The 26,672-nt window shown below is 63.1% G+C and carries 22 protein-coding genes; 18 read left to right on the top strand and 4 right to left on the bottom strand.

Features of this window, described 5'->3' with window-relative positions; translation table 11 throughout:
* Position 1: 1 nt before the first annotated feature.
* Both V6657_RS26570 and V6657_RS26565 read right to left on the bottom strand, forming a co-directional pair.
* Entirely contained in the window at positions 2-646 is a 645-nt protein-coding gene (locus tag V6657_RS26570) for an NAD(P)H-dependent oxidoreductase (protein WP_048931530.1), read from the bottom strand.
* An 11-nt stretch (positions 647-657) separates the two neighbouring features.
* Positions 658-987, bottom strand: coding sequence for a multidrug efflux SMR transporter (locus V6657_RS26565; RefSeq protein ID WP_048931529.1), 330 nt, complete (start codon positions 985-987; stop codon positions 658-660).
* 95 nt (positions 988-1,082) lie between these two features.
* Here V6657_RS26565 and V6657_RS26560 point away from each other — a divergent pair, with 95 nt between their 5' ends.
* From V6657_RS26560 to V6657_RS26535, 6 genes are all read left to right on the top strand, one after another.
* Positions 1,083-1,475 carry a helix-turn-helix domain-containing protein gene (locus tag V6657_RS26560; protein ID WP_048931636.1) on the top strand — a complete coding sequence of 131 codons (393 nt, stop codon included), beginning with the start codon at positions 1,083-1,085 and terminating at the stop codon, positions 1,473-1,475.
* 65 nt (positions 1,476-1,540) lie between these two features.
* The gene (locus V6657_RS26555) at positions 1,541-2,068 is read left to right on the top strand and encodes a hypothetical protein (protein ID WP_048931528.1); all 528 of its coding nucleotides are present in this window, start codon (positions 1,541-1,543) and stop codon (positions 2,066-2,068) included.
* A gap of 115 nt (positions 2,069-2,183) precedes the next feature.
* Positions 2,184-3,554, top strand: a complete 1,371-nt coding sequence (locus V6657_RS26550) for a TolC family protein (RefSeq protein ID WP_048931527.1) — start codon at positions 2,184-2,186, stop codon at positions 3,552-3,554.
* Complete coding sequence (locus tag V6657_RS26545) at positions 3,551-4,768, top strand: efflux RND transporter periplasmic adaptor subunit (RefSeq protein ID WP_048931526.1); 1,218 nt, start codon at positions 3,551-3,553, stop codon at positions 4,766-4,768. Before V6657_RS26550 ends, V6657_RS26545 begins: the two co-directional genes overlap by 4 nt.
* The gene (locus V6657_RS26540) at positions 4,765-7,923 is read left to right on the top strand and encodes an efflux RND transporter permease subunit (protein ID WP_048931525.1); all 3,159 of its coding nucleotides are present in this window, start codon (positions 4,765-4,767) and stop codon (positions 7,921-7,923) included. Before V6657_RS26545 ends, V6657_RS26540 begins: the two co-directional genes overlap by 4 nt.
* Positions 7,920-8,243 carry a P-II family nitrogen regulator gene (locus tag V6657_RS26535; RefSeq protein ID WP_048931524.1) on the top strand — a complete coding sequence of 108 codons (324 nt, stop codon included), beginning with the start codon at positions 7,920-7,922 and terminating at the stop codon, positions 8,241-8,243. Before V6657_RS26540 ends, V6657_RS26535 begins: the two co-directional genes overlap by 4 nt.
* 115 nt (positions 8,244-8,358) lie before the next feature.
* On the opposite strand, the gene V6657_RS26530 is transcribed toward V6657_RS26535, so the two are convergent.
* The gene (locus tag V6657_RS26530; protein ID WP_048931523.1) at positions 8,359-10,614 is read right to left on the bottom strand and encodes a M1 family metallopeptidase; all 2,256 of its coding nucleotides are present in this window, start codon (positions 10,612-10,614) and stop codon (positions 8,359-8,361) included.
* A gap of 586 nt (positions 10,615-11,200) precedes the next feature.
* On the opposite strand from V6657_RS26530, the gene V6657_RS26525 reads away from it, so the two are divergent.
* Positions 11,201-12,673 (top strand): sensor domain-containing diguanylate cyclase, encoded by a 1,473-nt coding sequence (locus V6657_RS26525; RefSeq protein WP_048931522.1) that lies wholly within the window; start codon positions 11,201-11,203, stop codon positions 12,671-12,673.
* 10 nt (positions 12,674-12,683) lie between these two features.
* On the opposite strand, the gene V6657_RS26520 is transcribed toward V6657_RS26525, so the two are convergent.
* Entirely contained in the window at positions 12,684-14,723 is a 2,040-nt protein-coding gene (locus tag V6657_RS26520) for a TonB-dependent receptor (RefSeq protein ID WP_248694759.1), read from the bottom strand.
* 382 nt (positions 14,724-15,105) lie between these two features.
* Here V6657_RS26520 and V6657_RS26515 point away from each other — a divergent pair, with 382 nt between their 5' ends.
* From V6657_RS26515 to V6657_RS26465, 11 genes are all read left to right on the top strand, one after another.
* Complete coding sequence (locus V6657_RS26515; RefSeq protein ID WP_137884620.1) at positions 15,106-15,780, top strand: isochorismatase family protein; 675 nt, start codon at positions 15,106-15,108, stop codon at positions 15,778-15,780.
* Positions 15,781-15,834: 54 nt separating this feature from the next.
* Positions 15,835-16,728 carry a LysR family transcriptional regulator gene (locus tag V6657_RS26510; RefSeq protein WP_048931520.1) on the top strand — a complete coding sequence of 298 codons (894 nt, stop codon included), beginning with the start codon at positions 15,835-15,837 and terminating at the stop codon, positions 16,726-16,728.
* A gap of 315 nt (positions 16,729-17,043) precedes the next feature.
* Complete coding sequence (locus V6657_RS26505) at positions 17,044-17,649, top strand: hypothetical protein (RefSeq protein ID WP_248694750.1); 606 nt, start codon at positions 17,044-17,046, stop codon at positions 17,647-17,649.
* A complete protein-coding gene (locus V6657_RS26500; protein WP_248694749.1) occupies positions 17,607-18,485 on the top strand; it encodes an ATP-binding protein in 879 nt (292 codons plus the stop codon). The genes V6657_RS26505 and V6657_RS26500 overlap by 43 nt, the downstream gene beginning before the upstream one ends.
* Positions 18,482-19,138 (top strand): response regulator, encoded by a 657-nt coding sequence (locus V6657_RS26495; protein ID WP_048931519.1) that lies wholly within the window; start codon positions 18,482-18,484, stop codon positions 19,136-19,138. The genes V6657_RS26500 and V6657_RS26495 overlap by 4 nt, the downstream gene beginning before the upstream one ends.
* A 114-nt stretch (positions 19,139-19,252) precedes the next feature.
* Positions 19,253-20,014, top strand: a complete 762-nt coding sequence (locus V6657_RS26490; RefSeq protein ID WP_048931518.1) for a molecular chaperone — start codon at positions 19,253-19,255, stop codon at positions 20,012-20,014.
* Between the two features lie 228 nt (positions 20,015-20,242).
* Complete coding sequence (locus V6657_RS26485; protein ID WP_048931517.1) at positions 20,243-20,782, top strand: fimbrial protein; 540 nt, start codon at positions 20,243-20,245, stop codon at positions 20,780-20,782.
* Positions 20,783-21,255: 473 nt separating this feature from the next.
* The gene (locus V6657_RS26480; protein ID WP_048931516.1) at positions 21,256-21,798 is read left to right on the top strand and encodes a fimbrial protein; all 543 of its coding nucleotides are present in this window, start codon (positions 21,256-21,258) and stop codon (positions 21,796-21,798) included.
* A gap of 93 nt (positions 21,799-21,891) precedes the next feature.
* A complete protein-coding gene (locus V6657_RS26475) occupies positions 21,892-22,665 on the top strand; it encodes a fimbria/pilus periplasmic chaperone (RefSeq protein ID WP_048931515.1) in 774 nt (257 codons plus the stop codon).
* Positions 22,666-22,855: 190 nt separating this feature from the next.
* Positions 22,856-25,420 carry a fimbria/pilus outer membrane usher protein gene (locus V6657_RS26470; protein WP_200900870.1) on the top strand — a complete coding sequence of 855 codons (2,565 nt, stop codon included), beginning with the start codon at positions 22,856-22,858 and terminating at the stop codon, positions 25,418-25,420.
* Positions 25,421-25,514: 94 nt separating this feature from the next.
* Positions 25,515-26,639, top strand: coding sequence for a fimbrial protein (locus V6657_RS26465; protein ID WP_082170074.1), 1,125 nt, complete (start codon positions 25,515-25,517; stop codon positions 26,637-26,639).
* Positions 26,640-26,672: the final 33 nt, after the last annotated feature.

Genomic DNA, 26,672 nt, shown 5'->3' with positions numbered 1-26,672 from the left:
CTCAGAAGGCGGTCGCCAGTGCCGAGGCTCGCACCTTGGCATTCGCCTTGGCTGCTGCCAGCGCATCGGGCGTGGTCAGTGTGGGTGCGGCGCTGATCTCCGTCACGTCTTCAATGCCGATGAAGCGCAGCCAGCGGCGCAGATAGGGCTTCTGAAAATCGTCGGGTGACTCGCTGGCGCTTTCGGTGTGCGCCGCATAGGCACCGGCACTGGCGTAGACAAGCGCCGCCTTCTTACCCGAGAGCAGCGCCTGATAGCCCGTGCCGGGTGACCAGTTCCAGTTCTGGCCGGGCAGCGTCACCACGTCAATGAAATGCTTGAGCCGGTAGGGCACGCCGAAATTCCACATCGGCACCGAGAAGAGATAGTGGTCTGCTGCATTGAAGCGCTGCGACAGCACTACGGCGCGTTGCCATTGCGCGCGTTGCGCCGGCGTGGCGTCTTGCGTGCGCAGCACCGCAAACTTGGCGCCGATCATGTCGGCATCGAACTCGGGCAGGTCGAGATCCGGGCTCCACAGGTCGATCGTGTCGATCTCGTGGTCAGGGTGGGCAGTGCGATAGCTATCGAGAAACTGCCGGGCCACGTCAATGGAGTGCGACAGCGCTTTCATGGGCGAGGCTTCGATGTGGAGCAGGCGGGTCATGTAAGGGCTCCTTATGCAGCGTTGAAGAAGTTGAGGCCAACGGTGCCGGCAATTACCAGCCCGATACAGGCCAGGCGCGCCGGCTGCATGCTTTCGCCAAAGACGAGAATGCCCAGCAGCGTGACGCCCACCGAGCCGATACCCGTCCAGATGGCATAGGCCGTGCCGGCGGGCAGGCCGCGCATGGCATGCGTGAGCAGGAAGACGCTGGCAAGCGCCGTCACGATGCCGAGCACGCTGGGGATGGGGCGTGTCCACCCTTGCGCAAATTTGAGCGAGATCGCCATGGCGATTTCCACGGCGCCCGCAGCCAACAGCCAGAGCCAGGCGGCTTGTTGCATATCACCTCCGATGCGTTGCAGTGGGGCCAGATTAGGGGTACGGTCACACGCCAACAAGTACGCACCCGGAGGTAACCGTGACGGCCAACAAGGCTATTGCCGACACTCAGCAATCGCATGAGAAGAGCGCGGAACATGCCATCGAGGTGGAGGCCTGCCCATCGACGCGCGCCCTTGAACTGGTCGCAAGCAAGTGGGCCCTGCGCATCTTCCCTGCGCTGGAAAACGGCCCCGTGCGCAACAATGAACTCCTGCGCCGCGTGGGCGACGGCATCTCGCAGAAGATGCTCACGCAGACCTTGCGCGAGCTGGAAGCCAACGGCCTCGTCCTGCGCACCATCTACGACAGCGTGCCCCCGCACGTGGAATACCGCCTGAGCCCCCTGGGCGAATCGCTCAACCGCACGCTCATGGGCCTGGACGATTGGGTGAAGACGCATTGGCAGGAAATGGAACGGATTCGCGCCGCCCAGGTCGATTCCGAGTGACATCCGTGCGTTCTGCCGGAAGTTATGTGCAGATGCAGTAATTCTCCTGCTAGTATTCGGGGCCCATGTTTGTGCCAAATCTTCACTTCGCCTTGCCGACACTGTCTCGCGCCCACGCGCGTGGCGTGCTGTCGCGCGCGCGTGGTGTACGGTGGATCGTCACGATCTGGTGCCTGCTGTTTACCGTCACGGTGTTCTCGGCCACGCATTTCCCCGATGGGCAAGCTGCTGACGATGCGCTGGAAGCTATCGAGGCCGTCGTCGACGATGCACTGGACGACGTGCAGCCGGTTGCCCAGCCCAGCAAGGGCTTCGAGCGCGCCATCAAGGTGGCGCTCGGCAAGCTGGTCAAGCAGCCCGGCCAGTGCTTCAGCGTGGAGCACTGGGTGGCGCAGGCGCACACCGCGCCCGATGCCCCTTCCAGCAACGCCGCTACCCCCGATCACCCCAGCGACGCGCCAGAACTCTGGCTGCCGCCGCCTCCCATGACGCTTGCGCCCGGCCTGCGTGTCGCGCGCGTCCGCGTTGCACTCCCGCCGTTCCAGGCCGGCCCTGTGCCGGCACCCATGCTGCGCCCGCCTGCGCACGTCTGATCTTCTCCGGCGCTTGCCGGAAGCCCCTCCCTTGAGTTCGTAGTGCGGCACCTGCCTTGTCTTTGACGGGCAGGGCGCCCGCGCTTGGCTGTTCTTCTTTTTCAGGATGATCCGGATGTTGTCCAACCAGGACGCGGCCCGACCGTGCCCCGCTGCGGGCGCGCGTGCGTCGCAACGCTTGCTTCTTGCTGCTGTGCTGACCGTGTTGTCGGCTTCGGCGGCTTCCGCTCTCGCAGCCCCCGCAGCCTCCGCTGCGCCCTCGCAGGCCAAGGCGCCTGCGGCCACCCCCACCGCGCCACGTGACGAGGCGCTTCCCCTGCCGCGCTACACGCTGCCGCAGTTGCTGGAACTGGCGCGCGCCAACCATCCGGCGCTCGCCGCATCGCAGGCGCAGGTGCGTGCTGCACAGGCCGGCATGACCACCGCGCGCGCCTGGCCCAACCCCGAGGTGGAAGCCATGACCGGCCGCCAGCGTGCCCGCATGCCCGGTGCGGCAGAAGGACGCACCAATAGCGTGTCGATCACGCAGAAGCTCGATCTGCCATGGCAGCGCGCCGCCCGCGCGCAAGCCGCCGATGCCGCCTACGAAGGCTCACGGGCCAACGCACGATCGCAAGCGCGTGACGTGGATGCCCAGCTCAAACTGCGCTTCTACGACGTGGTCCGCCGTGAAGCCGAGCAACGCAACGCACGCGAAGACGTGGCCTTGGTCGAACAGATCCGCCGTCGTGTCGCCGTGCGGGTGGAAACCGGCGAGGCCCCGCGCTACGAGCTGATCCGTGGCGATGCCGAACTGCTCAACGCACAACGCACCGAGCAGGCCGCCGCATTGCGCGTGCAGCAGTCGCTGGCCGAACTGCGCCGCGCAGTCGGCACCGATCTGCCGCTGACCTTTGACGTGGATGCCGGCGCCGACGCACCGCCGGTCGCGCACCTGCCGCCGCTGGCCGATCTGGTCAGTATGGTGGTGGCAACCCACCCCGATCTCGAAGCCGATCGCGCTGCCGTGCGCGAAGGCGAGGCGCGCCTGGCGCACGAGCGCAGCCAACGCTGGCCATCGCTCGCGCTGCGCGGCACGGTGGATCGCGCCCCCGATCTGCAGGACAACCGCGTGGGCGTGGTGATGTCGATCCCGCTGTTCGACCGGCGCGATGGCCCGGTGGGTGAAGCGGTGGCGGCGCTCGAACGCGCGCGCGCCGTGCTGCGTGATCGTGAGCTGCAGACCCGCCAAGCCGTTGAGTCCGCCTATCGCCAATACGAGATTGCCGAGTCGCAAGTCAGCGCGCTGGAGTCTGGCGTGGTCAAGCAGGCCGAATCCGCCTTGCGCGTGGCCGAAGCCGCCTACCGCCATGGCGAGCGCGGCATCCTCGATTTTCTCGACGCCCAGCGCGTCTTCCGCCAGGCGCGCAACGACCTGATTGCCGCGCGTGCCGATCTGCGCACCGCCGCCGTTGAGCTCGATCGCCTGCGCCCGGAGGCTCAATGAGCCAGCACTCCGCTTACCGAACCCAAGAATCCCACCTGACCATGAACCCACGTTCTTCTTTCTCTTCTTCGATCCGGCTGGCCGGTTTGGCCATGGCGGCCATGCTGTTGCTCGGCGCCTGCGGCAAGGACGCCACCAGCGATGCCAAGTCCGCGCAGCAAGCCACCGACCCGAACCTGGTGGTCGCGCAGCCCACGTTGGTGCAACGGCTGAAGGTGGCACAGGTCGGCAAGCTGCCGATCTCCGAGCGGCTGCGCGTGCCGGGGCAGATTGCTTTTGACGAACAGCGCGTTGCACGCATCGGTGCCACTGTCACAGGCCGCGTGACGGAACTGGTTGCCACACCGGGCCAGAACGTCAAGGCGGGCGACATCCTCGCGCAACTGCACAGCACCGAGCTGGGCGCCGCGCAACTGGCTTATCAGAAGGCCGCCGCACAGCGCGACTTGCAGGCACGCGCGCTGGAACGCGCCAAGCTGCTGCTGGCCGCCGACGTGATCGGCTCGGCAGAACTGCAGAAGCGCCAAAGCGAACTGGCGATGGCCGACGCTGAAGTACGCGCAGCGGTGGACCAGTTGCGTGTGATGGGTGTATCCCCCGGCACGCTGGTCAAGATGCGCACGGGCGGCATGTCGTCGATCTCGCCCGTGGTGGCGAGCATCAGCGGCACGGTGGTCGAGCGCAAGGTGACTCGCGGCCAGGTGGTGCAGCCGGCCGACGAACTCTTCACCGTGGCCGACTTGTCGCGCGTGTGGGTGGTGGGTGAGGTGCCCGAGAATGCCGCCGCCGGTGTGCGTGCAGGCCAGTCGGTGGAGATCGATACCGGCGCGGGCGAACGCATGGTCGGCAAGCTGATCTGGGTATCGGACATTGTTGATCCGCAATCACGCACGGTCACGGTACGCACGGAGGTCGATAACGCTGAGCGCACGCTCAAGCCGTCAATGCTGGCTACGCTGCTGATCCAGTCGCGCCCCGAAGAGCGCGTGGTCGTGCCGACGTCCGCCGTGGTGCGCGAAGACAACCGCGACTACGTGTTCGTGCGCGCGAGCGACAAGGACAGCGACTACCGCCTCACCCCCGTCAAGCTGGGCGATGAATCCAACGGTGTGCGCCCCGTGGTCTCGGGTGTGCAGGCGGGCCAGCCCATCGTGGTTGAAGGCGGCTTCCATCTGAACAATGAGCGCAAGCGCGCCGAGATGGAGGGTGCATGATCGACGCATTGATTCGCGGCGCGCTCAAGCAGCGGCTCGTGGTGGCCGTGCTGGCCGCCGTGCTGCTGTTCTTCGGGCTGGACGCCGCACGCAAGCTGTCGCTGGATGCGTTTCCGGACGTGACCAACGTGCAGGTGCAGATCGCCACGGAAGCACCTGGCCGCTCACCAGAAGAGGTCGAACGCTTTGTGACCGTGCCGGTGGAAATGGCCATGACCGGCCTGCCGGCACTGACTGAGATGCGCTCGCTCAACAAGCCGGGGCTGTCGCTCATCACGCTCGTCTTTACCGACGAGACGGATGTGTACTTCGCGCGCCAGCTTGTGATGGAGCGGCTGATCGAGGTGCAGTCGCGCATGCCCACAGGCGTGACACCGGTGCTGGGGCCTGTCTCCACAGGCCTGGGCGAGGTGTACCAGTACACGCTCGACAGGCCGGATGATGGCGACAAGGAGCTCTCCGTAGAGGAACTTACGCAGCGCCGCATTGCGCAGGACTGGGTGGTGCGTCCGCTGCTGCGTTCCATTCCGGGCGTGGCGGAAATCAACTCGCAGGGCGGCTACGAGAAGCAGTACCAGGTGCTGGTCAACCCTGAACGTCTGCGCCATCACAACGTGACGGTCAAGCAGGTGTTCGAGGCGCTGGCTGCCAACAACGCCAACTCAGGCGGCGGTGTGCTGCCGCACTTTGCAGAGCAGTACCTGATCCGTGGTGTGGGCCTGGTGCGTGACACCAACGATATCGGCGCCATCGTGCTCAAGGAGGTCAACGGCACGCCGCTCAACATCCGCGATGTGGCGGAGGTGAAGATCGGCACGGCAGTACGCGCCGGCGCGGTGGTCAAGAACGGTGTGACGGAATCGGTCGGTGGCGTGGTCATGATGATGCGCGGCGGCAACGCCAAGGAAGTCGTCGCCCGCATTCAAGATCGCGTCAAGGCCATCAACAACGACGGCATGCTGCCCGGCGGCCTGAAGATCGTGCCGTACTACGAGCGTTCGGACCTTGTGGATTCTGCCTTGCAGACCGTCATCAAGGTGCTGGCCGAAGGCGTGGTACTGGTGGTGATCGTGCTGCTGCTGTTCCTGGGCGACATCCGCTCATCGCTCATCGTGGTTGGCACGCTGATTCTTACGCCGCTGCTGACGTTCATCGCGATGAACAAGCTCGGTATCTCCGCCAACCTGATGTCGCTGGGTGGGCTGGCGATCGCCATTGGCTTGATGGTGGACGGCTCGGTGGTGGTGGTGGAAAACGCCTTCGCGCATCTGGCCAAACCACGCGACCCGAACGAGAGCCGCGCGCGCATCATCCTGCATGCGGTGACGGAAGTGGCCACACCCGTGATCTTTGGCGTGGGCATCATCATTCTGGTGTTCCTGCCGCTGATGACGCTGGAGGGCATGGAAGGCAAGATGTTTGCGCCGCTGGCCTTCACGATTGCGATTGCGCTGTTCTTCTCGCTGGTGCTGTCGCTCACGCTCACGCCGGTGCTGTCTTCGTATCTGCTCAAGCCGAAGGCGCACAAGCATGTGGAAGGCGAACACAGCGACCATCCACACGACAAGCATGCCGAGCACGATGCACACGACACGTGGCTGATTCGCAAGATGAAGAAACCGTATCTGCGCATGCTGGAGTTCAGCCTGAACAACGGCCGAAAGACTGTCGCGGTGGCCGTGGCGGTGTTCCTTGCCACCGGCGCGCTGATGCCGTTCCTGGGCACGGCGTTCATCCCCGAGATGAAGGAAGGCTCGGTGGTGCCCGGTATCAACCGCGCGCCGAACATCTCGCTGGAAGAGTCGATCCGCATGGAGATGGAAGCCATGCGCCTGGTGATGCAGGTGCCCGGCGTGAAGTCAACCGTGTCGGGTGTAGGCCGTGGCGAATCTCCAGCCGACCCGCAGGGCCAGAACGAATCGACGCCGATCGTCTCGCTCAAGCCACGTGACGAATGGCCCAAGGGCTGGAATCAGGACGACATTGCCGAGGCCATGCGTAAGGCGCTGCAGGTGTTGCCCGGCGTGCAGATCGTCATGGCCCAGCCGATTTCCGACCGCGTGGATGAGATGGTGACCGGCGTGCGTTCGGACGTGGCCATCAAGGTGTTTGGTGACGACTTGAACGTACTGCGTGAGAAGGCCGAGGCGATTGCCAAGGTCGCGCAGGGCATCCAGGGTGCGCAGGACATGCGCGTGGAACGCATCACCGGCCAGCAGTATCTGCAGATCGCCATTGACCGCCAAGCCATCGCGCGCCACGGCCTGAATGCGGCTGATGTGCACAACGTGATCGAAACCGCCATCGGCGGCAAGGAGGCCACGGAAATCTTCGAAGGCGAACGCCGCTTCAGCGCGGTGGTGCGTCTGCCAGAGACCTACCGTGGCAGCGTAGAGGCCATCCGCAATCTGATCGTGGCAGCACCCAACGGCGCACAGGTGCCGATGGAGAGCATCGCCCGTATCGAGGTGACCGACGGCCCCGCGCAGATCAGCCGTGAGCTCGGCAAGCGCCGCGTAGTGGTGGGCGTGAACGTGCGTGACCGTGACCTGGGCGGCTTCGTGGCCGAGCTGCAGGGTGCTGTGGCGCAGAAGGTCAAGCTGCCCGAGGGCTACTACCTGGAGTGGGGCGGCCAGTTCCAGAACATGGAGCGCGCCATGGGCCACCTGAAGGTGATCGTGCCGATTACGGTCGCAGCCATCTTCTTCCTGCTGTTCCTGCTGTTCAACTCCGTGCGCTACGCCACGCTGATCATCCTGGTGCTGCCCTTCGCCTCCGTGGGCGGGATCATCGGGTTGTTTGTCACCGGGGAATACCTCTCCGTGCCGGCATCCGTGGGCTTCGTGGCGCTATGGGGGATCGCGGTGCTCAACGGGGTGGTGCTGGTCAGCACGATCCGTAGCCTGCGCGAGCAGGGCATGTCGGTGGAGGAATCCGTGCGGCTGGGTTCGCGCATGCGGTTCCGCCCCGTGATGATGACGGCCACCGTGGCCATGCTGGGTTTGATCCCGTTCCTGTTTGCCACCGGCCCGGGTTCGGAAGTGCAACGGCCGCTGGCCATCGTGGTGATCGGCGGTCTGCTGACCTGCACGCTGCTCACGCTGGTGATGCTGCCCACGCTGTACAAATGGTTTGATGAGGAGAGCAAGGCATGAAGGAAATCCGCATCGTAGTGCGCCCGCAATTGCTGGAGCGCCTGCACGAGGCGCTGCGCAGTTGCCAGGGCTTCCCCGGCATGACGGTGGGCGAGGTGAATGGCTATCCGCCCACAGCCTCTCAGGCTGGGCCGCATTCCATCAAGGAAGACCTGACGGAGTTCGTGCCGCGCTTGCGTATCGAGATCGTTGCATCCGACGCACTGGCCAGCATCCTGTTCGAAAGCGCCGTCAAGGTGTTGGAGCACGGCCAGACCGGCGATAGCGCGATCTGGATGACCGACGTGATACAGGCCACCTTTCTGCATCGCACGGGTTGATGATCGTGTGATGCGCGCATGAAAAACGGCGGACCATGTCCGCCGAAATCAGGAGCCAACGTTGCAGCGGGCTGCTTCCCAGCACACTCGGGAAGCGGCCCGTTTACTTTGGTCCTTACCGCTTGATGTCGGTCAGGTGTTTCATGACGCCTTCGTAGCGGAAGGTGTGGATCGGGCGATCCATCGACTGCATTTCCTGCAGCTGCACCGCTTGCGGACGCAGCGAACCGGTCGGCTTCACGGCCTGGGCGGCCAGTGTTGCCACGGCAGGCTGGAAGTTCTTGATACCGACGATCTGGTCGTACTGCGCCTTGGTGATGAGTTGTGCGTTGTACAACTGCGTGGCATCGCCCGCGATGTTGGTCTTGGTGGCATCGGTGGTGATGGCACCAGCCTGCGCCAGCAGGTTGCTCCACAGCGTCGGGCTGTAGTTGGTCACGTAGTAGTCCAGGCCCGACGGGTTGGCCAGCACGGCAGAGCACGTCGGCAGCGTGACCTGCGCGGTCTGCTGATCCAGCACGATGGTCTGCGTCTGGCCGAAGTTGTCGCCGTACGCCAGCGTGAGCGGCACATTCCACTGGTAGCCGGAGTAGACGTTCTTGTTCGGGAAGGCCTTCTGCGTGATGGTCAGCACGTTCTGGTTGGTGGCCGGGTTGCACTGCGCATCAATGGTGACGAGCGGCAGGCCCGTCTGACGCACAAAGCTGTCGCCCACCTTGCCCACCGGCTTGCCGCTGGCGGCTTCCAGTTCTGCCCACAGGCGCGGCGGCGTGCCGTTACCGAACTTGTACTTGTTCAGATAGCTCTGCAGGCCCTTACGCATGGCGTCCTTGCCAACGTAGTTCTCCAGCATCTGCAGAACGTGGCCGCCCTTGTTGTAGGCAAAGCGGTCGAGGAAGTCCATCGAGCCGGCATCGCTCAGGTTGTGCTGCACCGGCACGGCCGTCGGCTGCAGGTCCAGCGTGATCACGCGCTGCTTGACCGCAGCGTAGTCGGCCCACGTGTTGCCCTGGAATTCCGGGTGGATCGTAATCTTGGTGACGTTCTCGAACCAGTTGGCGAACGATTCGTTCAGCCAGATGTCGTCCCACCAGTCCAGCGTGACGAGGTCGCCAAACCATTGGTGCGCCAGCTCGTGCGACACCACCACGAACGAGCGCGCCTTGCCCATCGAGTGCACTGTCGTGGGCGCGCCATCGGGCGGCACCAGCACCTGGTCGGCAAACTCGAAGATGGCGCCCCAGTTCTCCATGCCGCCAAAGCCGGCGTTCTTGTTGTTGTAGCTGTCGTTGGCGACGATGGTGTCCATCTTGTCGAACGGCAGCGGGATCTGGAAGTAGTTGTAGTAGTGGTTCAGCGCTTCCTTCGTGAACTGCATGCCGGCCACTGCGGAGTGCGCCTCGCCAGGTGGTACCCACCAGCGCAGGCGCATGCTGCTGCCGTCCAGCGGGTTGGTGAACTTGTCTTCCAGAATGTCGAACTTGCCGCCGCCGAAGAACAGCAGGTAGGCCGGCATCGAAGGCGTCTTGGCAAACGAGACCTGCTGATAGCCGTCCGGCAGCTTGGTCGCACCGGTTTGCTTGCCGTTGGCCACGGCCTTCCAGTCGCCTGGGATTTCTGCCGTCACCTCAAATGTGTTGCGGAAGGCGGGCTCGTCCCAGCTCGGGAACCATTCACGCGCGAAGTTGGATTCGCCCTGCGTGACGATGGCGTCGGAGCTTTCGCCGGTCGCAGCCTGCAGGCCCAGCTTGAAGATGCCTTCTGCCTTGGTGAAGTTGATCGTGCCCGTCCACTCCATGTGCAGCACGTAGTTGCCGGGCTTGATGTCGCCGATTGGGTCGCGCAGGTCATAGAAGGCACCTTGCGATTGCGGGACTGGTACCAGCACGCGCGATGCGCCGCCGGAGGTGGGGGTGAGCGTCAGGCGCGAGGCGTCGAGCTTCAGGTCACGCACGGCCAGCGTGACAGCGCCGGTCTGCTTGGTGACCTTGATCTCGACATCCGCGCGGCCGGAGAAGCTGTTCAGGTCTGCGCTGGGGCGGAACCACAGCTTGTAGTTGACGGGTTTGATGTAGTCCGGCAATTCCACGGGCGGCACGGATGCATCAACGGCCGGTGCCGGTGCATTGGTGTTGCCGGTATTGGCATTGCCCTGCTGCTCCGAGCCGTTGGCGCCGAGCTTGCCGCCTGCTGGGCTGAGCGTGTCGTCTCCGCCGCCGCCGCAAGCCGCCAGAATCATCATCGCCGCTGTCGCCTGGGCCACTAGGGCGAGTTTGAACGTGCGGCGTGTGTGACGGTTGCCTGCGCCGCTGGTCGCTGCGCCGTTGGCATATGTCGCGGCCGTACGACGGGTGGTGGTCGAATCCCGCATTGCCTTTCTCCTCAGATGGAAACGAATCGGCAGCCCAGGGCTCGAAAAGATTTGGGGGGGGAGGACCGCCGAATCAGGACAGGAATAACCCCGCAGTCGCAGGACATAAACGACGACATGGCGTGACAGTGTCGCCACAGCCCTGCTCAGGGATGCACGGATTCTGGAGGAAAAGTTCTCTGAATCGAGACGAAATTTTTTAATTCACGCGCGGCAGTGGGTTGCCCGATTTCTTGTAGTTTTTGACCCGGAAGAGCACGTTCCAACGGGTTATCTTGGCGGTTGCATGCGAGTTTTGCAAAGCGCGTTGAAAAATCGAAATGAAGCGCGCGCTTCTTGAATGTTTCGTAAAAATGCGGCGGCGCTTTATTACAACGTTAGATAAAGCAAAACTGTACGCGCAGCACCTGTCGATAATGCGGAATAAAAACGCGCTGAATATATTCTGACGATTTGCTGACGACGCTTGGGGGCGGTCGTCATGCGGGGGTAATTCTTCCGGATGAGGCAAGCGTCACGCGCGGCGGTGCGCAAAGCCTGTACGCTCGCAACGTTGGTTATTAACTTGCTCTCCTGGTTGAGTTTCATGCAATCCGCATCCGATAGCGTCAGCAGCCCGGCTGCCGTCGGAGTCGATCTGATCGACTTCTTCGATGTCACTCCCACCTCGCTCTGGCTGGAGGACTACAGCGATCTCCACCGCCTGTTCGCCAAATGGCGTGAAGCCGGGGTGACCGACCTGCAGCGCTTTCTGGAAGAAGACGTATCACGCGTGGCGGCGTGTTCCGCCTGCATCAAGGTGCTGCGCGTGAACCGGCGCACGCTGGCCATGTACGCCGCCCCGGACGCCGAAACCCTGACCGCCCGCCTGGCCGACGTCCTGCGCGACGACATGCTTGAAGCCCACGTGGGCGAACTGGTGCAGATGTGGTCTGGCGAGCGGTCGTTCGAGAGCCGCAGCGTCAACTACACGCTCGATGGCCGCCGCCTCGACATCCTGCTCAAAGGCGTGCTGCTGCCCGATCACGACCAGCCGTGGGACCGCGTGCTCGTGGCTGTAGACGACATCACCGAGCTGGAAGACGCCCGTCGCCGCGCCGCCGCCAGCCAGCTCTATGCGCAGGGTGTGTTCGAGCACGCCCCCGTTTCGCTCTGGGTAGAGAACTTCAGCACCATCAAGACGCTGCTGGATGAAGTGCGCGAGCAGGGCATCACCGATTTCCGCACCTTTACCGACGTGCACCCCGAGTTTGTCGAGCGCTGCATGCAGGAGATCCAGGTGCTGGACGTCAACGGCTTCACGCTGGAGATGTTCAAGGCGCGCAACCGCAATGATTTGCTCAGCCGCTTGCCCGAAGTGTTTCGCGACGACATGCGCCCGCACTTTCGCGAGCAGTTGATCGACCTGTGGGAAGGCAAGCTCTTCCAACAGCGCGAGGTGGTCAACTACGGGCTAGATGGCAATCCGCTGAACATCCACCTGCAGTTCTCGGTGTTTCCCGGTCGTGAGAAGGACTGGAGCAAGGTGCTGCTGGCCCTGACCGACATCACCGCGCGCAAGAAGGCCGAGTCCTACCTGGAATACCTCGGCAAGCACGATGTGCTGACCAAGCTGAAGAACCGCTCGTTCTACGTGGATGAGGTCAACCGGCTGGAGCGCAAGGGGCCGTTCCCCGTGACGGTCATCATGATCGACCTGAACGATCTGAAGACCGTGAACGACCAGCTCGGCCATGCCGCAGGCGATGCACTGCTGCGCCGCGCCGGCGAGGTACTCGGCAAGGCCGTCGACAAGCCGTCCTACGCGGCACGCATCGGTGGTGACGAATTTGCGATACTCATGCCCGGCGCAGACGCCCATGCCGGCCAGACATTGATCGAAAGCCTGCGCAAGCTGGTTGAGCTCAACAACCAGTTCTATTCAGGCTCGGCGCTGGGCTTCTCGATGGGCTGCGCAACCTGCTACGAGGCGGGCCATCTGGAACACGCCCTGCGCGAAGCCGATGCCGCCATGTACGAAGACAAGCGCGTGCAGCACGAGAGCGGGCGGCCAGCGTAGGGCGCAAGCGTCAGAAACGCCAGGCGATGCCCGCGCGCAACGTGCGTGGTTCGGCGGGGTGGATATGGTGGTCCTGGATGCCGGTCGGCACGCCATCGGCATCAACGGGTGAGGGCTCGCCTTTCAGGCGCGACGCATAGTAGTAGTCGATGTCGTTCGCGCGCTTGTTGAACACGTTGAGCACCTCCACGAACACGCGCACATCCTTGCGGATGCGATAACCCGCTTTCAGGTTGACCAGGAACGACGACGCCGAGCGCACGCTGTTGTCTTCAATCAGCGGGCGCGGGCCGAAGTAGCGCAGCCGCGTGCCCAGCGTCCAGCGGCCGACCGCCCAGGACACGCCTGCCGATGCCGTCGTCTGGATTGCCTCGGGAATGTAGTCGCCCGCCGCTTCATGGTCTCGATACCGGGCACGTGAGAACGCCGCATCGGCATCGATGATGAGATCGGGCCGGGGCGTGTAGTACGCCGCTAACTCAATGCCCGTGCGCCGGCTTGGGCGGCTGGGCTCGGTGGTGCCGCTGTCGCCCGAGAAGACCAGCTCCGAGCCAATATCCAGCCGCCACAACGATGCCGAGAGCTGCAGACCCGGCAACACATTGCGGGTGCGTACGCCAGCTTCATACCCCACTGCAGGCACCAGTACGCTCACCTTCTGCACCGGGCTACCCGTGCTGGGGTCGACTGTGGTAGTGGCGCCGCGCACGTCGTTGCTGTGGTAACCGCGTCCCCAGTTGAAGAACACATCGGTCTGCGCGGTGGGCGAGAGGATGAGGCTCAGCTTGGGGCTGAGGATGTGGTCAGAGCCGCGCCCGGCGTTGCTGGCATTGCTGCTGCCCACGTTGTACCAGTACTGCTCGGCGCGCAGGCCGGCCACGGTGCGCAGCCAGGACGTCCACTGCGTGCTGTTGCGTGCGTAGAGTGCGGCGCTGGTTTCGTTCACGGTGTCGCTGCGCACCAGTGCATACGGCGTGCGTGCTTCGGTCTGCGACAGGCTGATCGGGTCCAGCCGGTCATAGCGGACTTGCGTGCCGATCTCGGTTTCGCTGTCGAGCCCGGCCAGGGCGCCGAACCACGTGCGTGCCGCGTTGGCGCCGGCCGTCGTGCGGTTCTCGAACTGCATGAACTGGTCGCCGCGCTCCGGGTTGTTCAGCGCGTAGGTGAAGTTGGAGAACAGCGTGAGCCGGCTTTTGATGACGTAAGCGTTGGCGGTGACAGACCCATCGCCCAGCGGCCGCAGCCAATCCGCCGACAGGCTATAGCGCGACGCCGCACCACCGTCCGTCGGGTCAATGGCGCCAAAGCGGGAGATCAGGCCCTGGTCAATCGCACGTTGCGGCACCTGATCGGTGGATTGCCACGCGTTCTTGTACGCCATGCCGGTCATGCGCAAGCGCTCGCCGCCGCCCAGCGGTACGGTGTAACGCAGCACGCCGTTGAGCTTGTGTACGCCTTCGGGCACCGTCCACGGGCCGTTCTCGGTCAACCACTCAACGCCGTAGAGCAGGCTGTCCGTTGGCAACTCCGTCGACCCTGCCAGCAGCCCACGCTTGTAGCCGTGCTCGCCAATCTCGGCCTGGGCGATGCCGTGCTGCCCATCAGGAAAGCGGTCGATGTAGTCCATGCGCACCGAACCTGCGGCGGAGAAATCGCCGTCCTCCGCAAAGTACGGCCCCTTGCGGTACGCAATGCCGTTCAGCAGTTCCGGGATGACGAAGTTCAGGTCGGTATAGCCCTGCCCATGCGCGTGTGTGCGCATGTTGACGGGCATGCCCGCCACGGTGGTCGACAGATCGGTACCGTGGTCCAGGTTGAAGCCGCGCAGAAAGTACTGGTTGGCTTTGCCGTCCCCGCTGTGTTGCGTGACGATCAGGCCGGGCACCGTTTCCAGCAGCTCGCCGGGGCGCAGCAGCGGGCGGTTTTCCAGCTGCGCGCGCGACACATAACCTGTATTGGCCGTGTCGACATCGGTGCGCGTGCCGCTTTGTGGTGCATGCACGGTGGTGGCATCCAGTGCCAGTTCGTTTTGCTGTGTGCCGCCGGCCATCACGGCCAGCGGTTGCAGAAGGGCGGTGCCCAACAAGGTTTGCAACAGGCGCGGCGATCGCAGCCGTGCCGACAAGATGATTCCCATGCGCCGCATGTCGCGCAGTCTCCCCGGATGTTGGGTTGTGATGGTTGAAGCGGGTGCCGGGTATGCAAGGCATATGCCGGTCGGACGGTATCACCTGACGGGCCGCTTAGGTGGGCTGGGCTACTTGGTCTATTTTTTTGGGGGGCGGCAACTTGTGCAGATCGTGCACAAATCCTGTCGCCCAAGTGGTCTGGTCCTGAACAAGGCACGCTGACAGACTGCGCTCCTGACTTTCTTCCCAGGAGCTGCCATGACCTTCCGCCTTGTCCATTTCATCAAAACGCTCGCCACCGGCATGTCGCTCACGGCTGCCGTGGTTGCCAACGCCTCTGCCGCGCAACCCAACCCGCATCCGACCATTCGCGCCATGTCGGGCGTCGGCACGCTGGATCATCTGGACCCGAAGACGACCGCGTTGATCGTGATCGACTTCCAGAAGGAATACTCCACCGGCAAGATGCCGATTCCGGACGGCGCCAAGGCCGCTGAAAACGCCAAGAAGCTGATCGCCTTTGCTGACCAGAACAAGATGCCGGTCTTCCAGGTGCAGCACGTCACCCCCGCCGGCTCCGCCGTGTTTGCGGTGGACGGCGACACGGTGAAGTTCCAGCCGGGCATGGAGCCGCGCGCGAACGACATCCTGGTCAAGAAGGACACCGTGAGCGTGTTCTCCAGCGCGAACAGCTTCAAGCCTGAGCTCGACAAGCAATTGAAGGCCAAGGGCATCAAGACGGTCGTGATTGCCGGTCTGATGACTCACGCCTGCGTGGCCGGTGCCGCGCGTGACGCAGCGCCGCTGGGCTACAACGTCGTGGTAGCATCCGACGCCTCTGCCACGCGCGATATCACCCGTGCAAATGGCGACAAGATCAACAAGGATGACCTCCACCGCGCTGCGCTGGCAGAAGTTGAAGACACCTTCGGCTATGTCATGAAGACGGCGGAGATCGAGCGCTTGCCGCTGCGCTAATCCACTTTCTTGATGCACAAGGCGGGCCTAGGCCCGCTTTCTTCATTTGCGCCTATGGACCAGTTGCTTGCAATGCGCGTGTTTTGCGCCATCGTCGAAGCACAAGGGTTTTCCGCTGCGGCGGAGCGCCTCGACAGCACGCATTCCTCCGTGTCACGGCAGCTGAAGAATCTTGAAGCTGCGCTGGGCGTGCAATTGCTCAACCGTACAACGCGGCGCTTTTCACTGACGGCCGCCGGGCAGCGCTACTACGAAGCCTGCATCGACATCCTCGCGCGCGTGGACGCCGCCACGCAGGCCATGGCACATGAGCACCAGCGTGTGGCCGGCACCTTGCGCGTGAGCGTGCCGCTGGCCATCGGCACCCTGGAGCTTGACGACTGGCTGCCGGCCTTCCAGAAGCGTTACCCCGACATCCGCCTCGATCTGTCGTGCAGTGACGAGATGGTCGACCTCGTTGCCGACGGCTTTGACGTTGCGCTGCGGATCAGCCAGCCCTTGGGCGACAGCAGCCTCGTAGCGAGAACGCTGGTCGAGTCCGATATCGTGTTGGTCGCCTCACCGGCCTATCTGGCCCGGCACGGGTTGCCGGCCACGCCGCATGACCTTGCCAAGCACGAGCTGATCGCCTTTTCCGGCTCGCAGACAGCTACCGAGTGGGTGATCGAACCCGCGCGGGGCGAGGTAGTCCACCTCCCCCTGGAGGGGCGGCTCACGACCGATGCCATTACCGCCGCCTATTCGGCCACGCTGGAGGGCGTCGGCATTGCCGCGTTTACCTGGAACACCGTGCGGCCGGCGCTGGCGCGTGGGCACCTAGTCCACGTTCTGCCGGGCTGCACGCTCGGCAAGCGCTTCTATTACGCGCTCTATCCGCACACGCGCCATGTGGCCCCCAAGGTGCGGGCCTTTGTCGACTACATGAGCGAGCACTACCGCGCACACTAGGCGGCACCCGGTGCGCCGCATCCACGCGGAATCAGACCGTTCCGATTCGCCCAACCGCAGCCGGTCGGTACATTCGCTCACGTGTCGAATTGTGACGCGGGGCCGGTCACTGGCCCTGGCGCAACCTGATTCTCCGTTTCGATTCTTCTGCACGTGAAGACGCCGTGCAGTTCGCTCCGCGTTGCCCGACGGATGACGGCCGCCGTCCGATCGCCATCCTCGTTATGACAGGAGGGATGAGCGAATCCCGGGCCACCGTGGCCAACGCAACCTACAACCCACTCCCCACAACGCCAGCCAACGCCCATCCCATCTATGAAGATTCCCGCCCGCGTCATCCTGTTACTGGCCTGGCTTGCACTGAGCCTTGCGGGCACAGCGCTGATCGTCTCGCGCGCTGTTTCAGAGGCGTACAACCGCTTCTTTCAGGATTCCAGCATCGCCATCCGGCAGCTCAGTCAAAAGGCCGCGCAGCATGAGGCAATCCTGGCAACGCTGGGCGCGACCCCGCTTGCCGCACCTCCGGAAGACATGCTCGACAGCCTGCGCGAGCGCATGCCGCAAGTCACCGCCATCGCCCATTGGACGCCCGGCGCCGGATGGCAGGGGGAGGGCGGCATCATGCCGACGACCGCGCTTGCGCATGCCGGCAACGGGACGCTCGCACTGGAATTTGATGGCGCACAGGCGTACTGGATCGTTGCGGAAAGTGGTTGGGCAGTGCGCGTCGAACCGTCGCAAATGCTCGACGCGGGGGATTGGCCGGAATCGGTGTCATCCGCCGCGCTGCGCCTGCGCGACCACACGTTCAGCCTGTTGCAGCGACCCCGTTCAGATGCGCAGCCGGGCTGGAGTTTCACCTTGAAAAACACCTCCCCGTGCAGCCGCAAGCCTTTGTGCTGGATACCACGCGCACCCTGACGCTGGCCGATCTGCCCTGGCTCCCGATTGCTCTATGGAATGTCGTTGCAGTGCTGATCGCGCTGGGTGCAGCGGGTGCATGGCGAATGCGTGAAGTCCATCGACGCGAGCACACGCGGGCCCGTATTGACCGCTTTGGCCGGCTGGACACGTTTGGCGAGATGGCCGCCGGCCTCGCGCACGAACTCAACCAACCGTTGACCGCCATCATCACGCACACCCGCGCCGCAGAACGCATGCTCGACATGCCGGCCGAGCGCGACAGCGTGCGCCGGGCGCTGCAAACCGGTGTCGCACAGGCCAAGCGGGCGGCTGCCATTCTTGATCGGCTGCGCACGGGCGTTGCCTCCACGCAGGCGGGAAAACGCAGCGCCATCGACACCGATGCCTTGATGGGCACGCTGCTGTTCCTGTTTCGCGATGAAATGGCGCGCGACAACATCCACCTTGTGTGGAGCAACACCGCACCGCGCGCGCAACCACTCGGCGAGCAGGTTGCCGTGGAACAGATTCTGTACAACCTGATCCGCAATGCACGCGATGCCCTTGCGGCCACGCCGCGCAATGGCACGCGTGGCGAGATTCGCGTCAGTGGCAGTTGTGTCGGGCAGCGTTACCGCTTCAGCGTGGTCGACAACGGCCCGGGTGTGCCCGCCGATGTGTTGCCGCGCCTGTTCGAACCCTTCTTCACCACACGCTCCGGCGGGCTGGGCCTTGGCCTGCCGTTGTGCGACACGCTCGCACAACGCCTGGATGGCGCCCTGACCCTGCAGAACCTGCCGTCGGGTGGTACCGAGGCAGTACTGACACTTCCACTCGCAGAGGCGTCCGCATGAACACCACCCCCGACACGCAGATCGACACCTCCGTGGTCGCCATCGTTGATGACGATGAAGCCGTGCGCGAAGGCCTTGCCTTGCTGTTGCGCACGGTCGGCCTGCAGACCCGCTGCTACCCCGATGCGAACAGCTTTCTGGCAGATGCCGGCGACACCGCGCTCGGCTGCGCGCTGTTCGACATTCGCATGCCGGGCATGAGCGGCCTGGACTTGCTGGATCACGTGAGCAGCCGTTACGACTTGCCAATTGTTGTGATGAGCGGCCACGGCAACATCGACTCGTGCCGCCGCGCATTCAAAGGCGGCGCGCTCGACTTTCTGCGCAAACCCGTTGATGACGACGAGCTGATTGGCGTGGTCCAGCAGGCAATCCGCAAGCGGCGCCAGCAAGGCGATGGCAACGACGACCAGCAAGTGCGGGCCGAGCGTATTGCGACATTGAGCACGCGCGAGAGAGAGGTCTTCGACGGCATCGTAAGCGGCCTCAGCAACAAGGAGATTGCGCGCAATCTCGGCGGCCTGTCGCCACGTACCGTGGAGACCTATCGCGCCAATGTGTTCGACAAGCTGCAGGTGAGGTCTGTTGTGGAGCTGGTGCGTGACTATGCGATGTTGCTGAGTCTTTCGCGCATGCAGCCGATGGCGGTATGACTGCGCCACGGTTCAGCACGTAACGAAATTTCAGCGAGGTTAGGCGTAGTCCTATAACTTTCGTGCCGGTGCTTCATCAAAATTGCACGATTCAACGCAAGAGCATCTATTGGTATGTCTCGTCCATTTCGTCAATTTCGTCGTGTCGCCGCTGCACTGGTCTGGTGGGCCGGGCTGAGTGCGAGCATCGCTCATGCCGCCGTTGTTGTTGATGGAACGCGCGTCATCTACGGCGCGCAGGATAGAGAGGTATCTGTCCGGCTGACCAACGAAAACACCGTGCCCGCACTGGTACAGGTGTGGGTGGATGCCGGCGATGAGTTGGCTGCACCGGAAGAGGCCGATGTGCCATTCGCGCTTGTGCCACCCATCTTTCGCATGGGGCCCGGTAGGAGCCAGGTGGTACGCCTGCGCTATACGCGCGAGCCTTTGCCGCTCGATCGAGAAACCCTGTACTGGTTCAACGCGCTAGAAGTGCCGTCCGGATCTGCTGGTGCAAAGGATGGCAATACTCTTCAACTCGCATTTCGCACGCGACTCAAGCTGATCTTCCGGCCGGTGGCGCTATCGGGAGGCGCTGCGACGGCGTTCAAGCAACTGAAATGGACGTGGGTGGCCGACGGGGGCGGAACAGGTGCGGCGCTCCAGGTCTTCAACCCTTCGCCTTACTACGTCAACTTTGCACGGATTGGCCTGAAGATCGATGGCGGCGGCAAGTTGAATGAAGGCGGCATGGTGGCACCACGTGATAAAGCCATGTTCAGGCTCGATGCGCGCAAACTCCCCGCCCAACTCGGCGACACAGTCAAAGTCAGCTTTGATGTGATTGATGACTACGGTGCAGTCAGGGAACAAGAAGCCGATCTCAGTCGGTAGAGATTTCCAACGCCTGCCTGTCCGCTTGCGATGCGGCAGCGTGACGTCCAAAGAAAGCCTGTTTTTGCGTGACGGGCGCGGCAAAGTCAGAGCATTCTGATTGCTGCGCAGTGTATGGGTTTCGTAGGCTTGCCTGTTGCAGGCAAGCGCGTTCGGGGGGCGATGCCTCGGTTCCGATTTCCCATCTCCCGCAAGCTCAATCGCCTTGTTTGGCGTACACGTACAAGTATGAACAAGATCGCTATCGCACTGGCCGCCACGCTGGCCCTGGGTGTTGTCGCTTCAGCGCAAGCCGCCGACGGCACCATCACTTTTGACGGCGAGGTCCTCTCGACGAGCTGCAAGATCGACGTGGGTGGCGAAGGCGCAGCCAACGCCACCATTACGCTGCCGAAGGTTGCCGCCACCTCGTTGGCAACGGCGGGCTCCCGTACTTCTGAGGTGCCGTTCAACATCGTGGTGGGCGGTTCTGGCGCGGATGCTTGCTCCCAAAGCAACGTCAAGGCGTACTTCCATAAGGGCGCCAACGTCAACGCAGCTGGGCGCCTGAGCAACACCGCTGGTACCGGTCAGGCTACCAACGTGGACGTGGTGCTGATGAATGCCAAGCGTCAGGACATCAACCTTGTTGACAACACCAACTCTGAAACCATCGCCATCAGCAGCGGCACGGCCACGATTCCGCTGTTTGGCCAGTACTACGCCACGGGTGCCGCGACTGCGGGTCTGGTGGACACCAACGTCGAATACTCGGTGATCTACCCGTAATCGACCTGATCTGGTGATCGCAACGGCCGGGGCTTTTGCTTCCGGCCGTCAGTGCATTACCTGACATCGGCTTGTTCGGCGCAATCTGGCGAGGGCGTTGTTCTGACGCACCGCCAGGCCCTCCCGAACGCGTATCGCCAGCTACCTGCAGATGAGCGCCGCTCGCATGGCGTTCCTGCCCATCCGAATTTACTTGCGGGCCTACGAGCCGAATCGCATCGCAACGCGACATGCGCTTGAAGGGTCGTTTGGTAGGCGGCGCAGCAACAAATCTTGCGCAGAACACGGGCGCAACCTGCGCCAGCCAAATGCTTGTGGTCATGCTGCAACGCCCAAGATTCAGAGCATTCCGATTATCGAGTGTGCCGGTTTTCCATAAAGTTGCAGACAACAGGCAAGCGCATTCGGGAGGCGATGCCTGGCAGTCAAACCCAATGCTCCCGTATCTCAATATCGTTTTTTTGCGCAAAACTATGAACAAGATCGCTATCGCAATCGCCGCTCTGGCCATGGGCGTTGCTGCTTCGGCACAAGCTGCTGATGCAGACGGCACCATCACCTTCAAGGGTGAAGTCGTTGCCACGAGCTGCAAGATCGACGTGGGCGGCTCCGGCGCCGCTGACGCCACCGTTACGCTGCCGAAGGTTGCTGCCAACTCGCTGGCAACGGCGGGCTCGCGTATCGCTGAAGTGCCGTTCAACATCGTGGTGGGTGGTACGGGTGCCGACGCTTGCTCGGCAAGCAACGTCAAGGCGTACTTCCACAACGGCGCCAACGTCAACACCGCTGGTCGTCTGAGCAACACCGCTGGTGCCGGTCAGGCAACCAACGTGGACGTGGTGCTGATGAACGAAAAGCGTCAAGACATCAACCTGCTCGACAACACCAACTCCGAAACCATCGCCGTCACCAGCGGCTCGGCCACCATTCCGCTGTACGGCCAGTACTACGCCACGGGTGCCGCGACTGCAGGCCTGGTGGACACCAGCGTTGAATACTCGGTGATCTACCCGTAATCGACCTGAACGGTTGATTGCAGCGGCTGGGGCGCTTCTGGCCCCAGCCATTTCCTGGGTGCTCCCAGGGCAAACTCAAGGGAGGAATGCACAATGAAGATCAAAAGCCATCTAGTTGGTGCTTGCGTACTGGCGCCGCTTGCCTTGTTTGCGAGCGTGGCTGCACAAGCCGAGGTCATTGTGCACGGCACCCGAGTCCTCTTTCCGGGCAAGGAACGTGAAGTGACCGTCCGAGTCCAGAACACCGGCAAGCGTGCTGCACTGGTCCAGGCATGGACAGACGATGGCAGCAATGAACGGTCGACACCGGAAGCGGCGAATGCGCCCTTCGTGTTGCGGCCCCCGATGTTCCGTCTTGATCAAGGTAAGAGCCAGGTGCTGCGCATCCTGTCGACTGCAGCAGACCTGCCGAAGGATCGCGAGAGCCTGTACTGGCTGAACGTGCTGGACATTCCGCCCACGCCTTCTGCCAAGTCTGAAGCTGAGGCGGCCCCAAACAACTACATGCAGCTCAGCGTGCGTACGCGTCTGAAGCTGATCTATCGCCCAGAAGGGTTGAATGCAGTGGATGCTGCAGAGGCCCATGAACACCTGCAATGGTCTGTCATTGCTCATGGCAGCGGCTGGGCTCTGCAAGCCAACAATCCGACGCCGTACTACGTCAACTTCAGCAGCGTGGGTTTGAGCGCCAATGGGCAGAACTACCCGTATAGCGACATCGGCCTGGTGGCACCGGCGTCTGTTGCTGTGTTTCCGCTCAAAGGCCTGAATCACAAGCCTGCGGCTGGCGACGTGCAGTTCCAGTACGTGAATGACCAAGGCGCAGTGCGCGCCCAATCGGTTCCGCTGGCACAAGCCGCGCGCTGACCGCACCAGACGCGGCATCGCATCTTGTAGTTCTCGTTTCTCGTAGTTCCCGTTTCCCCAAGTGTGGTGCGCCCCACGCATTTGCGTGGGCGCATTCCTGCGCCCAAATTTTCCCGAGCATCCAGCTATGTCCCGCAATTCACCTCTGACCCTCATCGGGTTGCGACGAAGCCAACTGGCTCAAGCGGTGATGTCCACGTTGCTGTTGCCGTCGGCTGCGATGGCATCGCAGGCCGTTGAGTTCAACCGCAACTTCCTGTACGGCAAATCCGCGCAGCAGGTTGATCTGGATCGTTTCGAGAAGGGCGACATGTTGCCGGGCATCTACAGTGCCGACGTCCGAATCAACGGCGCGACTGTTGGCCGTCGTGATGTGGAAGTGCGCGCCATGGATGACGGCAGCACCGCCGTCTGCCTGACGCCCCAGCTGGTAGACCTGTTTGGCCTGAACGCCACGCGTGTGGAAGCACGGCGGGTGGTGTCGGAGCAAACGGGCGAGGTAACACGGCTGCGCCCGCTGCCGAAAGAGACGTTCTGCGATGCCCTGTCCAACTACATTCCCGACGCCACCGTCAGCTTTGATGCCGGTGAGCAGGTGCTCGACGTCAGTATTCCGCAGGCTTATCTGGCACGCGATCCGCGCGGGTGGGTGAGCCCGGAGCTTTGGGACGACGGCATCACCGCCGCGCGCGTGGGCTACAGCGCCAACCACCTGCGCTTGAACAGCAGCGGGGGTGGCAGCAACTACACCACCAGCGTGGTGCTCAATGCTGGCGCGAACGTGGGCGCATGGCGCTTCCGTCACGACGGCTATCTTTCGGACACCAGCGGCGCCGGCACGCACTACAGTGCGGGGCGTACCTACGTTCAGCGCGCCGTGCCAAAGTTGGAAGCGCAGCTCACGCTGGGTGACTTCACCACCAACGGCGACATTTTCGACAGCGTCAACTATCGCGGCGCCAACATCAGCAGCGACGAGCGGATGCTGCCCGATTCCGAGAGCAGCTACGCGCCGGTTGTACGTGGTATTGCGCAGACCAACGCGCGCGTGACGATCCGCCAGCTTGGCACGGTCGTCTACGAAACCATGGTGTCGCCCGGCCCGTTTGAAATCGCAGACCTTTACGGCACGTCCTACGGCGGTGACCTGCAGGTTGAGGTGACCGAGGCCGACGGCCGCGTGCAGCGTTTCACCGTGCCCTTTGCCGCCGTGCCGCAACTGCTGCGCGAAGGCCAGCAGCGCTATAGCGTGACGGCTGGCAAGCTGCGCAATGCCACCGCAGGCAGCGAGCCCGGCTTTGTGGAAGCAACGCTGCGTCGCGGCATCAGCAACCAGGTCACGCTCTTTGGCGGCGTGACAGCATCGCAAGGCTACGGGGCTGCGCTGTTTGGCGGCGCAGTCAACACGCGCTTGGGTGCTTTCTCGGGTGACGTGACTGCGTCCAGGACAAACCTGCCCGGCCAGATGCCCGGTTTTGGCAGCACCATGTCGGGTCAGTCCTACCGCGTGACCTACAGCAAGAACATGGTCACCACCGGTACCTATTTCTCGGTGGCGGCCTATCGGTATTCCACGCAGGGCTACCTGTCGCTGTCGGACGCGGCGCGCCTGCGCGACAACCTGAGCGCCGGGCTGGACGGGCAGAATGTGCAACGCCAGCGCAGCCGTGTTGATCTGACCGTCAACCAGCGGTTGGGCGAAGGCAATGGCTCGCTGTATATCAGCGGCAGCAGCGCCAACTATTGGAGCAACAGCCAACGCACCACCAGCTACTCGGCCGGCTACAGTAACTCGTGGCGCCGCATCAACTACAACATCAACGTTCAGCGCACGATGGAACAGTCGCTGTTCAACGGTGGTGCTACGCGTACCAACAACACCATCAGCCTGAACGTGAGTATTCCGCTGGGCAAGGCAGGCAGCAATGCGCCGTCGATGAGCACCAGCTTCAACCGTAGCAGCAACGGCGGCTCGAGCATCAACAGCAACCTGAGCGGCAGCTTTGGCGAAAACCGCCAGGGCAGTTACAACGCTTCGGTGGGCCATAGCACCGGCAACAACAACGTGGGCGGTGGCCTGAACTACAACCTGCCGGTTGCCGACCTCAATGCCAGCTTCAGCCAGGCCTCGGGCAGCCGCCAGTTGTCGGTGGGCGCTTCGGGGGGCGTGGTGCTGCACAAGGGCGGCGTTGCGTTCTCGCAGCAATTGGGCGACACCATTGGTATTGTGGAAGTGCCCAACGCAGAAGGCGCGCAGATTGGTAACGCGGTGGGCGTGAAAACCAACGCCCAGGGGTTTGCCGTGGTGCCGTATCTGAGCCCCTACCGCCGCAACGATGTGACGGTGGACCCGAAGGGCCTGCCCTTGGATATCGATCTGAAGGTCGCTTCTGTGATGACGGTGCCCACCGCCGGCGCAATCGTAAAGGTGACGGTTCCCACCGTCAGCGGCCGCAGCGCACTGATCGAGGCGCCGCAAGACAATGGTCAACCGCTGCCGTTTGGTGTGGAAGTGACCAACGAAGCCGGCGACGTGGTGGGCGTGGTGGGCCAGGGCAGCCGGTTGTGGGTGCGGGGTGTGGAAGAAAAGGGGCGCCTGTCCGTGAACTGGGGCCAAGGTGCCGCGCAGCAGTGTGCGATCGACTACAGCCTGGCCGGTGTGGCCAGTGGCGAATTGGTGGTCACCAAGTGCCGGGTTGATGTGCTGACGAAGAACCGGAACATGACGCCGCTGGCGGCAAGAACGGCGCGCTAAATGCGCCGCAGGGGCGGAAATTGAAGCGGCGCCAAAGCGCGCGAGTTTCCATGTTGAATATTGAGTGTGGTGTGCTCAGAACGGAGCGGATGAAATGAATAAGTTTGTGATGGAGCGCCTGCTGCCAATGGCCGTGATGCTGCTCATAGCAGGTGCGGCGCATGCGTCGAGCAGCGTACGCTGCACGGGAGGCGGCACTGTAGTGCTATCGCTGCCGGCTACGATAACGGTGCCGGCCAGCGCGACTAAGGGTCAGCTACTGTCAACTTGGGTTGCAACAACCATGCCGGTCCGATACAGCTGCTCTATCAATGTGTCCAGCGGTTCCGGTTCCAGTGGTGGGTCGCGAACCACATTGGTGTATAGCGGAGGCAAGAGTATTACTGATACGACCGTGACCGCGCCAGATGCTGGCCACGCCACCATTGCTGTATTCGAGAGCGGTGTGCCAGGAATTGGGATTGCAGTTGCTGGAGCCAACTATAGCAGTTACACCATCGGTTGCGGTTCTAGTCCTGTTGCGAGTTGCAGTTACTACAAGTCCTATAGCGCCACCACGGGGGTAGTGGCAGCCGCAGCGGGCGGGCTCTCCGGCGGTGGCTCGGGCACCGAGTCTTTACGTGAGCGGGTGGCTATTGCATTGGTACGGACGACAGGTGCAGTGGGTTCTGGGACCATTGACCTGGATGGTGTTGTCATTGCGAGATCTCAGCCCAGTGCTTGGGCCGCCTTGCCGCCGGCTCAATACTTCGGCACAGTACCAGAGACGAACTACACCATTGGAGGAAAAACCAGCGTGGTTCGGCCTGCATGCACGACCTCCAACGTGGAGGTGGATTTTGGCTCCGTTGATGCAAGCCGCTTTACCGGTGTGGGTTCCACCCCGGCACAGCGCGATTTCAATTTGGCCCTGACCAGTTGCCCAGCAGGTACGTCCATGACATACCAGTTGGACCCGGTCATCACGCCCATCAGTGCGACGGATGGTGTGCTGGCACTGAAAGCGGGTGGGGCAACCGGCCTCGGTGTGCGCGTGCGGCGCCTGAGCGGCAGTACGGAAAGCACGCTGGCGTTTGGCACGGCATATGATGTGCCCGGTTTTTCTGGCTTGGCCGGCAACTATACGGTTCCGTTGCGCGCGGCCCTGTACCAGACGGCGCCTACCGTGAGCCCAGGAAAAGTTGAGGCTGAGGCGACGTTTACAATCGACTATCGTTAAACCAGCGCTGGCCCAGCGTCCAGCCGTGCGCTG

Origin of the sequence: Ralstonia sp. RRA, assembly GCF_037023145.1 — a bacterium.
GTDB lineage: Bacteria > Pseudomonadota > Gammaproteobacteria > Burkholderiales > Burkholderiaceae > Ralstonia.
This window is presented reverse-complemented; position numbering and strand designations above follow the sequence as displayed.

Bases quoted from the DNA above. Each gene is read 5' to 3' on its own strand.
- V6657_RS26570 (WP_048931530.1), bottom strand. From the start codon at position 646: ATGACCCGCCTGCTCCACATCGAAGCCTCGCCCATGAAAGCGCTGTCG.
- V6657_RS26565 (WP_048931529.1), bottom strand. From the start codon at position 987: ATGCAACAAGCCGCCTGGCTCTGGCTGTTGGCTGCGGGCGCCGTGGAA.
- V6657_RS26555 (WP_048931528.1), top strand. From the start codon at position 1,541: ATGTTTGTGCCAAATCTTCACTTCGCCTTGCCGACACTGTCTCGCGCC.
- V6657_RS26550 (WP_048931527.1), top strand. From the start codon at position 2,184: ATGTTGTCCAACCAGGACGCGGCCCGACCGTGCCCCGCTGCGGGCGCG.
- V6657_RS26545 (WP_048931526.1), top strand. From the start codon at position 3,551: ATGAGCCAGCACTCCGCTTACCGAACCCAAGAATCCCACCTGACCATG.
- V6657_RS26540 (WP_048931525.1), top strand. From the start codon at position 4,765: ATGATCGACGCATTGATTCGCGGCGCGCTCAAGCAGCGGCTCGTGGTG.
- V6657_RS26535 (WP_048931524.1), top strand. From the start codon at position 7,920: ATGAAGGAAATCCGCATCGTAGTGCGCCCGCAATTGCTGGAGCGCCTG.
- V6657_RS26530 (WP_048931523.1), bottom strand. From the start codon at position 10,614: ATGCGGGATTCGACCACCACCCGTCGTACGGCCGCGACATATGCCAAC.
- V6657_RS26525 (WP_048931522.1), top strand. From the start codon at position 11,201: ATGCAATCCGCATCCGATAGCGTCAGCAGCCCGGCTGCCGTCGGAGTC.
- V6657_RS26520 (WP_248694759.1), bottom strand. From the start codon at position 14,723: ATGGCCGGCGGCACACAGCAAAACGAACTGGCACTGGATGCCACCACC.
- V6657_RS26515 (WP_137884620.1), top strand. From the start codon at position 15,106: ATGTCGCTCACGGCTGCCGTGGTTGCCAACGCCTCTGCCGCGCAACCC.
- V6657_RS26510 (WP_048931520.1), top strand. From the start codon at position 15,835: ATGGACCAGTTGCTTGCAATGCGCGTGTTTTGCGCCATCGTCGAAGCA.
- V6657_RS26505 (WP_248694750.1), top strand. From the start codon at position 17,044: ATGAAGATTCCCGCCCGCGTCATCCTGTTACTGGCCTGGCTTGCACTG.
- V6657_RS26495 (WP_048931519.1), top strand. From the start codon at position 18,482: ATGAACACCACCCCCGACACGCAGATCGACACCTCCGTGGTCGCCATC.
- V6657_RS26490 (WP_048931518.1), top strand. From the start codon at position 19,253: ATGTCTCGTCCATTTCGTCAATTTCGTCGTGTCGCCGCTGCACTGGTC.
- V6657_RS26485 (WP_048931517.1), top strand. From the start codon at position 20,243: ATGAACAAGATCGCTATCGCACTGGCCGCCACGCTGGCCCTGGGTGTT.
- V6657_RS26480 (WP_048931516.1), top strand. From the start codon at position 21,256: ATGAACAAGATCGCTATCGCAATCGCCGCTCTGGCCATGGGCGTTGCT.
- V6657_RS26475 (WP_048931515.1), top strand. From the start codon at position 21,892: ATGAAGATCAAAAGCCATCTAGTTGGTGCTTGCGTACTGGCGCCGCTT.
- V6657_RS26470 (WP_200900870.1), top strand. From the start codon at position 22,856: ATGTCCACGTTGCTGTTGCCGTCGGCTGCGATGGCATCGCAGGCCGTT.
- V6657_RS26465 (WP_082170074.1), top strand. From the start codon at position 25,515: ATGAATAAGTTTGTGATGGAGCGCCTGCTGCCAATGGCCGTGATGCTG.